Below are 10,972 nucleotides of genomic sequence, written 5' to 3' on the forward strand. Positions count from 1 at the left end.
GCATCGCGCTCCAGTTTGCGCCGTGAATCAGGGCTTGGCTTGACAGGACCGTGAAGAAGGCAAGGTGGCCGCCGCACGCTTCATGCAATGCCGGTGCCTCGCTGGCAAGCATGTCCATACCGAGTGCATGCAGCATTTCTTGCGCCTCCGAGAGCGTAAGCCCAAGTTCATCTGGCCCGACTAGACCGGATTCGCAGAGGACCTTTGGAGGCCAGTTGTCAAGCTGTCTCGTTGTGACAATCAGCTGGGAGGCACAGCGCCATAGAGCCTTGCCTATTGCGCCAATCTCACAGACTAAATTGGAGTCTGGGACTCTCCCCAAGTCGTCAAGCACGACGCAGAGGTTGCCCGCCAGGGATTCCGATCTTAGGCAACGGACAACCGCGTCAAGCAAGTCGGGCAGTGCTAATTCCTCCGAAAACAAGGGCGCCGCCAGATTGGCCTCGGCGCATCCACATTCTTTCAGGATTATTCCTGCTAGCCTCTTGGCAGGAATGCATTCGCCGCCAGCGTCAATCCAGATGACTTGCGATCTTGCGCTCGAAACGTACTGAGCGGCCACCACGGATTTGCCTGAGCCCGAAGGTCCATAAATGACGCAGGGTCGCCCTCCGAGGTTCGATACCGCACGTACTAGACGTCCCCTGTCCAGCACTGCGCCAAAATCCGGCACAGCACGACCCCCTACTACGGCACACATGTGTACCTCCAAGAATGCGGGCGAGGGGTGCCGGCGGATAGATAGTCACTTGTACAACAAACTCGAGATTCAGTTCAAGCGATTACGCGAGTTTGCGCGGATCCTGCTCGCGAGATCCCAAGGTTCCACGCAGTATCACTATCAAGACACCAACCACCAACAGGACGTCACCAACGCTGTAGAAGAACCAATGTCCCATCACATGGAGAGGCATAGCGTCGGCGAGCCACGTCAGGATACTCATGTTGCCGGCTAGGTGGTAGAACCCCAAGCTTGAGCCGATAGCATCTCCGACGACAGAAGCGTTCAGATCTCGGACCCAACCCAATTCCACTGGCATGCCCGAGTTGAGCAGTACCACATCAATATTCAACGCCATGCCTATTGCAGCGATTGCCAAACCAGGTTGCCGCCAATTCGCAAGAAGGACTGCGACAAGGATTGCTGATGCGGCTATCCACACCGCCAACCCGAGAGTCTGAGATCCCACAATCCCAAACAGTCTCCCGCGTGCCGCACCCTGCACAACGAAGAGAGAAACGACTAGCCACTCCCATCGGAGCCTCAGCTTGGACAAATTCCGCAGTGAACCCCCCGAGGCAATACCTAGCAGAAGGCCAAACGCCGTAGCATACAGGGCGAGCATCAGCGAATCGCCGGCACTTTGAAACCCAGTGCCAATGCGGCACCGACGACCTGAGCTTTGCCTTGCGCACTAATGATTGGGGCAACGACATCGACGGCTGGCGCCGAGTGAGCAGCCCAGACTCCTTCGTCCTCTGCTGCATCTGCATCACTGGCGATTGCCACGACAAGTGCGGCCAGCTTCTGGCTTTCTGTAACATCTCGCGACGGATTACCATCACACACTTCCAGAATGGGAAGCACGTCCGCGAAGAACTCCACCCCACGGATCACCTCAGATGACTTGCCGCGCCTCAAGTTCGGGCTCCCTTGCTCGTCGCAAGCATGATGTCCGGCATCTGCGCTGATGGCGTCGATATCGTGCAACAGAGCGGCGTAGCTCACGGCTTCTAGCTGCGAGGCCGACAGGCCCAGGCTGCCTCCAATCGCTCTGGCGACTGCGGCGGTCCGTTCAGCGTGCCCGAGCCGACGCTCATCTTGACTTTCCGCAGCCTCAACGAGCACCTCAACAGTAGTCCGATACGTCTCGCGGATGTCAAGGAGAAGCGTATACGATTGCCTCATCAGCAACAGAAGCGCAACCACAGGAATGACGCTCCAAGGCCCCATCCCCTGATATATCAACAGAAACAGAACTGCCCCAGACCATTGTGCAATGAGCAACGGAGCTTGGGTTCGCAGGTTCCCGGTCAAGAGCCGACCGAATCCTCTTCCGCTCTTCTCGGCGGAGACAATCTGCCCCGTCACCAGTTCTACAGAGAGGAACACGGCAGGCACCAGAATGGCCGACGCCAGACCGGCCCAATCAGCCTGCCACGCGCTCAACGGAGCCAACACGATGAGCGAAGCAGTGATCGCGGCGGCTCGTGCGATGAATCGGCCGACTATGCCATCATGCCGCCGCTTCTTCCAACGGATTACGACCGCAAGAACCATCGCCACGAAGCAAGCGGAGATCGCTCCGAGGGGGCCAAGAACGATCAGTCCCGCGGCGCACAGAGCTCCACCAACACTAATGCTATCGCCACGAGGAAGTGGAATGTCGAAAGTGTCGAGTAGAACAAGAGCCGAGAAGATCGTCACCGCGTATTGCCACCATGCAATACCCCACAGCGGGACAATCAGCATTCCCGAAACCTCAGTTAGAAGTCCCATCGTCTACGACTCCCCTACTTCCAGTTGCTGTGGACTCCGCGTGGCTTCGACCTGCGATTCGGAGGTTCCCAGACTGTCTACTACGTGTCCCTCAATGAATGCCTCAACGACCACGGGGTCGAATTGTGTGCCTTTGCCCTTGACAAGTTCCGAGACCGCAACCTCTCTACTCAGGGCCGGGCGATAGGCACGAGTGGTCGTCATCGCATCATAGCTATCCGCAACCGCCAATATCCGCGCAATCAGAGGTATTTCCGGAGCCGAAATGGCCTCGGGATAACCACCCCCGCCAAATCGTTCATGGTGTTTTCCCACGTAATCCGCAAGATCTGACAGCGGCGGTATTCTCCGAATCATCTCAGCCCCACGCGATGGGTGCAGTTGTATGGATCGGTACTCATCATCATCAAGCGCTCCCGGTTTCGTGAGAACACATCCGGGCACCGCGAGTTTCCCGAGGTCATGCAATAGCGCCGCATACTCTAGACGCTCCTGAGTTCGAGAATCCAACTTCAGCGTATGCCCGAGTGCCACCGAATAGTCAGCCACCCGCTCCGAGTGACCCCGTGTATAGGAGTCTTTTGCTTCAAGTGCCCCGATGAGCGATCTCACTGTGTCAGCATAGGCCCCTTTCAGGGTGGTGTAGCGCTGGTACAACTGCTGGGCGAACAGTAGTGGGAACGCGAATAACGGAAGCGCAAGAATGTTGATTGCAAGCACTTGAGCCATCAGGAATCCAACAAACGCTAGAGCGATTTGTGTAGGCACAAAGACATACATAGACGAAAACACGTCCGAGAACTGGCCCTTGCTGAAGGTGGCAATTCCGGCGCTCACGAGTACCAGGTTGACTACGCACGCCAGAAGAGCGGCTCCTATCATCCCGTACAGCGCAGGAGGAAAGTCCGCGCGGACCAGAACGCGAAAGAGACTGGGCGACGTGGCCAGAACATGACCACCAAGCAGCGTGTAGGCCCATCCTCCGAGGCAAGCCCATAGTACGCCTTGCGTGAAGTTGAACAGAAGAACTAGCGGCGGCCTTCGCCGTTCAATTCCCGTAATGACGACAGCAGATGCGACGGCGACCAGTGATGAAGCCGCGGGACCACCAAGGACAATCGCGCACATCACCAGAGGATAGGTGAGCGATACTGTGAATACAGGAAGCTTCGAGGCGAAGAACTCGAGAGTGGCCGCGGCAACGGCGACAAGCGCAATCTGAACCGACCACACCGGCGGGTATACAAGCCAAGATTCACTCAGCACAAGCAAACATGTCGCGGTCACAAACGCGACTAAGATGAGAAAAGGACGAGGGGTATTCGGCCATGTGTCTGCCATCGCCTTACCCCTCGCCCCCTCTCAAAAACATGGACCGGGCCGGTAGAGCAACTACATACGGAAACCCGCACCGCCGGCAAGAACGACGGCAGCAAGAGACGCGAGAACCAGAATCATGCGCTTCATGGTAAGAAGACCCCCTTCGTGGAACTGGTGTGGTCTTCTCCCATCTCGCTCGTGATGGAAGAACGCTGTCCGCTCCGCTCATTGGTGTGCTGACAGTGTTCGAAAATCGGTTCACGGCGCCGGTCCAAACTGGAAATCTATTTGGTTGTCAGAAAGCCCATCCGTCGGTTGATCGCATCAAGCGTCGCCTTAACGATCGCGTCGTTTTCATTCTGACGAACGAGTGCTGACCCACAGAATGTACGTTCACCAAACCCGCTGACCAAAGCAATGCAAGAGACCGCGACTCTCTCTCGTCCCATCTGCACGATGGAGACGTCTTCCAACGCGAAGGAGACCGTGTCTTCGGTATATTGGCTTACGGCGTCCAAAGCCGCGAGCGCCACTTGGCGCAACCGACCCGTCTGACTTGCAGGACCATCTGCTGTGCCCACATACTCGGTGCCGCAGATGTCGAGCGTGACCGCCGCCGAAGCCTGAACGCCGCTGATGCTCGCCTGGATTTCGGTGATGCGAGGACGTTCGGCGCGAAGTTGGGGCTCTGCGGCCACAGTCTCTTCCTCGATGGGCCTCAGGGCCTCCCGGCCAAGCATCGCAATCGAGATCTTCTTGTGATCGACAGGGATCCCAAATTGCGCCATGAGCGTAGACTCAATATCGCGAACGAGTTGCTTGGGCTGTTTGCTCGGCGAGGCCAGGACGTGGATCTCCTGGATGACACCATCGGGAGAGGCGACTATGCGGGCAGCCTTGATATCGCCGACCTCCGCAAGCGCAGCTTCGATTTCCTCGACCCTTACTGGAGATACGCTCTGGTCCACTCGGGAGCTCCCTGCTACGACGTATGCTGCTGCCCCACTGACCACATCTGCGCGGAATGCGCGCGCTTCTTCCCAGTACTCTAGGTGCTACGCAAGAGTAGTGTCAACTTCCGTAACCTACTTTTCATATTCGGATGTGCCTTGCAGATGACCTTGCTCAATTTGACATGGCCCTCCAAGCGCAGGCAAGTCTACTCTTTTGGCTGGATAAGTCCGTAATCTGCATCCTTGCGCCGGTATAGAACCGAAACCGCATTTGTCTCGGCGTCACGAAACACAAAGAAATCGTGGCCGAGAAGTTCGAGCTGAAGAATCGCGTCTTCGCGCGCCATCGGCCGTGCATCAACAAGCTTGATGCGTACCACCTCTGGCTCAGCCTTCGGTGCAAGTTCGGCATCCCCTGCAGCCGTCTTCACGACCGTCGCGGTGGCTTTTCCGTTCCGCCGATCCATGATGCGGCTCTTGTACTTCCTCATCTGCGCCTCAGCCTTGTCCGCCGCCAGATCGATGGCCGCATGCATATCGGGAGCAGCCTCCTCGGCACGGACCACGCCTCCCTGAAGCCTGAGCGTCACTTCGGCCACGCTGGCCCGTGCTATCGACGGATTCTTCTCTTCGCGCAAGACGATCTCGGCCAACAGAGGCTCGGTATCGAAGATCTTGCTAATGCGGCCGAACTTCTGCTCGGCGTACACCCGAAGGGAATCGTTGACCACCATGTGGCGTCCTGTGACGGTGACTTGCATCGAGGGGCCCCCTTATCATCGTCGGCTAGTACAAAGAGAATACCCCTCCCCGCGCTTCGCCAGCGCAAAGAGGGGCACTTCGCAGTCGCCGATGCCTGCTCCTACGATATGTGGCCGAGAAAGTCCTTGGTGCGGTCGCTGCAAGGGTGATCGAACACCTCTTCAGGCGTGCCCTGCTCATGTACAACGCCTTGATCCATGAACACCACGCGGTCGGCAACATCGCGCGCGAAACCCATCTCGTGCGTCACCACGATCATCGTCATGCCGCCCTTTGCCAGTGCCTTCATGACATCGAGAACGCCGCGAACCAGTTCAGGATCCAGTGCCGACGTCGCCTCGTCAAACAGCATGACATGGGGATCCATCGCAAGCGCCCTAGCGATGGCGACTCGCTGCTGCTGACCGCCGGAAAGCTGTGCCGGGTAATAGTCGAGCTTGTCTCCTAAGCCGACGCGGTCGAGTTGCTCGGCGGCTATGCGCTCGGCCTCGGCCTTCGAGCGCTTGAGCACCCGCTGCTGGGCGAGCATCACATTGTCGTTGGTCGTCAGGTGGGGAAACAGGTTGAACTGCTGGAACACCATCCCGATATGTTCACGGATGGTGTTGATGTTGGTGCCCGGATTGGTGATCTCGATGTCCTCAAAGAAGATCTTACCGCTGGTCGGCTCCTCGAGCCTGTTGATGCAGCGAAGCATCGTCGACTTGCCTGAGCCCGACGGGCCGAGGATGACGACGACCTCCCCTCTTTGGACTTCCAGATCGACACCCTTCAGAACCTCGAGAGCGCCGAAGGATTTCTTCAGGTTCTGTATGCGCACGATCGGCTGTGACATCGATTACCTCGACTCGTGTTCGACGCTGGATGCGAGCAGTGCCGACTCCGAACCTGCGGACGCAGGCTGCCAGGGCCATCTGCGGCGTTTCTTCTGCGGCGGCGTGGCGCCGCCCTCGGCGACCGCCAAGCGCAGCTCGAGCGTCTGTACGTAGCGGATGAGAGGCGTAGTCACAATCAGATAGAACAGCGCGGCCACAACATACGGGGTGACGTTACCCGTGATGGCCGTGAGGTTCTTTGAGTACATCATGAGCTCGAACACGCCAACGGCCGACAACAGCGAGGTGTCCTTGTACAGCAGGATAAACTCGCTCGTCATCGTCGGGAGAACCCGTTTCACCGTCTGCGGAATAATCACGTACTGCATCGACTGCCAGTAACTCATTCCGAGAGACGAAGCTGCCTCGAACTGCCCCTTGGCGATCGACTGTATGCCTGCCCGGAAGATCTCAGTGAGGTATGCCGAGGAGTTCAACGCGAGCACGATGATTCCCAGCACGTACTTGTTCGCCTGCACTCCTATGAGGGGTAGCCCGAAGAAGGCGATGTAAATCTGCAGGAAGAGCGGTGTGCCGCGAATGACGTTCACATAGACCGATGCGAACCAACGCACAGGCGCGATCTTCGACATCTTGGCGAACGCCAGTGCCAGTCCCAGAGGAATGGCGACCGGGAATCCAACGCCAACCAGCAGCAACGAGATAAGCCAGCCCGCGCCCAGAAGGGAGAGGCTCGCCACGATCATCTGTGGCTTGAAGAACATCGCAAGAAAGTTGACCGAGTTCCATTTCTCGACCCATTTCTGCTGGTCGAGCATGAAGATGAGACGCTCGGGCACCGTCATCGGTTTGACGACCAATGCCTCCTTGGCGGCCGGAATCGCTTGCACGCCGGCGGAGGTGTCCGCACTGCCCTGGACCTGGAAGGTCACGCCCTTCGCGGGAAGCACTATGTCTTCCACCGTCACGCGGATATTGGAGGGCGCCTCGATCGACTCGGAGAAATCAACACGAACTGTATTGGCCGAGACCTTCGAGGTCGACTGAACCGAACCCCGCGTCAGCCCCTTGAGGGTGACAACGTCGACCGAGGACTTCGACAGATCGGTTCCTTCAGGAAGTGTGAGGGTGAGCGACTTGACCGACGGTTCGCCCTCGTCGACGCTCACCTCCCATGTCAGCCTCGTCGGCTTGCCACCATAAGTGTCCTGGCCGGCGAACCCATTCGGACGCGTACTCGACTGGGTCACCGTCATCGCTCCCGCAATGGCCGGCACGAAGGCCGACAACACCAGGACGGCGGCGAACATCGCCGCCAGGCGTTTCAGGGGAATCCGATTCCGTGTCTTCATTAGCGCGCCTCACAGCCGGCTGACGGATGAGGCCCCCGGATCTCGCCGGGGGCCTCGGGTTATATGCCGCTTACGTCATCACAATCGTTTTTGTAGGGCTGTGATGCCGCTACTTGGTCGGCGCGACGCCGAACCACTTCTTGTAGATCGTGTCGTACTGGCCGGACGACTTCAGCTTGGCAAGCGCTGCATCGATCGCCTTCTTCAGACCGGCGTTGCTCTGTGCGATGCCGATACCATACTGCTCGCCTGTGGGGATCTCGGCGATGATCTCGGCGTTGCGTGTGGCGTCCTTGACGATGTACGCCGAGACAGGCAGGTCATTGACGATGGCGTCGACCTTGCCGGCCGCGAGAGCGGAGAAAGCGGCGAGCGTGTCGTCAAACGGCACGATCTGCTTCGCGCCCTTCAGGTTCTCTTTTGCCCACGCCTCACCGGTGGTGCCTGACTGCACGCCGATGATCTTACCGGTGAATGCAGTGTTGATCGCGCTGGTGTTGTTGCCGCTGACCTTGGCGAACTTGCCTTTGGTCACAGCGATCGACTGGTTCGAGTCGATGTAGGGACTCGAGAAGGTGATCTCCTTCTCGCGGTCGGATGTGATCGTCATGGCGGACATGATCACGTCAAACGTTCCGCCGGCCTTGAGCTGCGGGATGAGCGTGTCGAACTTCTGTGTGGTGAAGTTGACGGTCAGGCCCATCTCCTTGGCTATGGCGACAGCCAGATCAACATCGAAGCCCTCGGCGGTGGAGCCGTTCATGGCCTCGAAGGGAGGGAATGCCGTGTCGGAGCCGACGGTCAAAACCCCTGCCTTGACGAGCTTGTAGTCGGGCGTGGTGCTGGTCGTGGTGCTGGGGGTGCTGCTGGGGGTGCTGCTACTGCAGCCTGCGACCGCCACGATGGCGAGCGCCAGACCCATGGCGAGGACGAGCCTCGCGATTCGACGAACTTTGTACATCTCTCCTCCTTATTGTGAACCAGACGTCCCCGTCGGCTTGGCAAAGCCGACGCTGTTAAACTAGTGCATAATCATACACCGTTTCTGCAATAACAAGAATGTGATTCGTGCTATGCAGAAGATTGCGATATGTATGCACGTGAGAGGTTCACGCACGAGTGGTGACCGCTTTATGCGATACAGAATATCGAGGACTTCCGAGAGCGAGATCCTAAAGGGCCGCTCGTCTCTACTTGGTTGAGGCGCTCAAAGTCGTTGTCTCAGAGCTTACTGGAATACTCAGCGTTGGCAGGTCACCAACCCACTTACGCCGAACAGTGCTGAGCACTCCATCCCCGGCAAGAGCGTCAAGCGCCTTGCGTATGGCATCGCCGAGTACGGTGTTCTTTGACCCGACCGCCACCCCAAGCACATGAGCAGGAGCAATTTGCCCGGCAAAACGAATCTCGCCTAGATCCCTGCCGATGTACGTCCCGATCAAGGCGTCGCCACAAACCGCATCGATCTGGTGGCCGCTCAGTGCGACAAGCGCTTCGCGCAAGGTGGAATACGTCGTCACTGTCGTTGTGCCCACCTGAGATACGAGTTCCCAGTACGCCGCAGACTCTTTCTGCGCTCCCAGCTTCGTGGTGATCGGCAGGATCTCGGCCGTTTGCGAAGCTGTCACAGACATGGTGCTGTCGGAGGTTGTGAAGAGCCCGGAACCATCGGAGATGTATGTTCCTGCGATCGACACCCGTCCTACGGTGACCTGGGAGAAGGGCACCGACATCACGGCGTCGACCCGGCCATCCGCCAGCGCGGTTGCCGCATCCGATGCCTTCACGTCGACCACCACCAGCGCCAAACCAAGCTTGTTCGCCAGCGCCGCAGCGACATCCATGTCGATGCCGGCCTGCTTGCCGAGATCGGTTCCCCCAAAGGGCGGGGATGCGAGGTCGATACCGATGCGAAGCACGCCTGCCTGATTCACTGTTGGTGGGGAGACCACGGGCGACAACTGTTGCGAACTCGTTTTGGGAGAAGCGCATCCGCCGAGGATCGCCGCCGACAAGACAACCGCGAGTGCAACCGGTACCACCCTTGAACGAATGCTTCCGCTCACGCCCGCTCCCTCGCTCACCTTCGGCCAATATGTTCCCGCTCGGCTGACCTGGTCTTTGGCCCCACACTCGCATACCGGAGCTTCCGCTTGATGCAATCTCACTACCGGCCCTCTCGCTCGAAGCCGCGGGATGCGGCTTTCATCGAGCGGTACGACTTACCCCTAAGACGCGCCATGCTCGCGCGACAGCTTTGACACTGCCGGCTTACGTGGATCCTTTTGGCCGCGTCTACCATGGACTAGGAAGCTTTCGCGTCCGCAACCACAGACCCGAGCGGGAACGCCATGATTCTAGCATGCCGCTCACCATGCCCGAGCCACTGATGCCACTCGAACTGCTGCTGCTCCACCCTCGAGAAGCGCACGTGCGGCGTCGTCGAGTGTGGCACCTGTCGTGAAGACGTCATCCACCAGAAGCACTCGGCCTACCACCGACGCCGTGACCGCAAATGTGCCAGCCGCGTTCGCCTTGCGCGCATCCCGCCCAAGCAGCCGCTGATCCAGTGCGCGCGTTCTGATCAGCGCCGGAACGAGCGGCACTTCAAGTCCCGCTGCCACTGCGGCCGCGATGGCGCGACCGTGGTCGAAGCCGCGCCGCCGGAGCGCCTCCCGTGTCGCCGGGACGAACGCGATACCGCCCGGCCACGCGGGCCACTCGGCACCGATCTTCTCGGCGAGGAGGGTTCCCAAGGTCGAGGCAAGCCTGCGCTCCCCCGCGTCTTTGTGCAGAACCACGGCGCGGGCGAGTGGGGCCTCAAACTCGCCGAGAGAAAGCGCCGCTTCGAATTTCCACTCGCGGTCCCAACACTCCGTGCAGACCAGGCGGCCCCATGGTGCGCCGCAGCGCGGGCAGGCGCCTGTCAGGTCGATGAGCGGAAGAGACTCACGGCAGGCACGGCACAGCAGCTCGCCCGGGAGTTCACAGCCGGCGCACCGCGTCGGAAAGACGAGCTCGGCGAGGGATTCCAGAATGCGCATCGAAGCCGCCTCCTAGGTCCGCGCGGCATCGGTTGCCGGCAGCGCCTAGCGAACCAGCATCTGCATGAGCGGCAGCGTGACCGCGGCGCCGGCGGTCGTCACCAGAATCGCCGACGCTAGAAAATCGGTATCAAGCCCAAACCGCTCGCCGACCACCAGCGTGAGCATCATCGTCGGCATCCCGGCCTCAAGCACCGTAGATCGG

General features: G+C 59.2%; 11 protein-coding genes. All 11 read right to left on the bottom strand.

Going from position 1 to position 10,972, the window contains the following annotated elements:
* Positions 1-782: 782 nt before the first annotated feature.
* Complete coding sequence (locus HGA39_04910; GenBank protein ID NTW28686.1) at positions 783-1,346, bottom strand: DUF5317 domain-containing protein; 564 nt, start codon at positions 1,344-1,346, stop codon at positions 783-785.
* The gene (locus HGA39_04915) at positions 1,346-2,500 is read right to left on the bottom strand and encodes a hypothetical protein (GenBank protein NTW28687.1); all 1,155 of its coding nucleotides are present in this window, start codon (positions 2,498-2,500) and stop codon (positions 1,346-1,348) included. The genes HGA39_04910 and HGA39_04915 overlap by 1 nt, the downstream gene beginning before the upstream one ends.
* A 3-nt stretch (positions 2,501-2,503) precedes the next feature.
* Positions 2,504-3,841, bottom strand: coding sequence for an HD-GYP domain-containing protein (locus HGA39_04920; GenBank protein ID NTW28688.1), 1,338 nt, complete (start codon positions 3,839-3,841; stop codon positions 2,504-2,506).
* Between the two features lie 263 nt (positions 3,842-4,104).
* Entirely contained in the window at positions 4,105-4,788 is a 684-nt protein-coding gene (locus HGA39_04925) for a hypothetical protein (protein NTW28689.1), read from the bottom strand.
* Positions 4,789-4,979: 191 nt separating this feature from the next.
* A complete protein-coding gene (raiA, locus tag HGA39_04930) occupies positions 4,980-5,534 on the bottom strand; it encodes a ribosome-associated translation inhibitor RaiA (GenBank protein NTW28690.1) in 555 nt (184 codons plus the stop codon).
* A 101-nt stretch (positions 5,535-5,635) separates the two neighbouring features.
* Positions 5,636-6,370: an amino acid ABC transporter ATP-binding protein gene (locus HGA39_04935; GenBank protein ID NTW28691.1), complete on the bottom strand. Its 735-nt coding sequence runs from the start codon at positions 6,368-6,370 to the stop codon at positions 5,636-5,638.
* A 3-nt stretch (positions 6,371-6,373) separates the two neighbouring features.
* Positions 6,374-7,723, bottom strand: a complete 1,350-nt coding sequence (locus tag HGA39_04940) for an amino acid ABC transporter permease (protein NTW28692.1) — start codon at positions 7,721-7,723, stop codon at positions 6,374-6,376.
* 109 nt (positions 7,724-7,832) lie between these two features.
* Entirely contained in the window at positions 7,833-8,684 is an 852-nt protein-coding gene (locus HGA39_04945) for an amino acid ABC transporter substrate-binding protein (GenBank protein ID NTW28693.1), read from the bottom strand.
* A 229-nt stretch (positions 8,685-8,913) separates the two neighbouring features.
* On the bottom strand, positions 8,914-9,789 hold the full coding sequence (locus HGA39_04950) for a transporter substrate-binding domain-containing protein (GenBank protein NTW28694.1): 876 nt from the start codon (positions 9,787-9,789) through the stop codon (positions 8,914-8,916).
* 303 nt (positions 9,790-10,092) lie between these two features.
* A complete protein-coding gene (locus HGA39_04955; protein ID NTW28695.1) occupies positions 10,093-10,767 on the bottom strand; it encodes a ComF family protein in 675 nt (224 codons plus the stop codon).
* Positions 10,768-10,812: 45 nt separating this feature from the next.
* Positions 10,813-10,972: AEC family transporter (locus HGA39_04960; protein ID NTW28696.1), on the bottom strand; the 160-nt coding region annotated here is incomplete at its 5' end.

This window comes from Coriobacteriia bacterium (genome assembly GCA_013336165.1).
GTDB lineage: Bacteria > Actinomycetota > Coriobacteriia > Anaerosomatales > JAAXUF01 > JAAXUF01.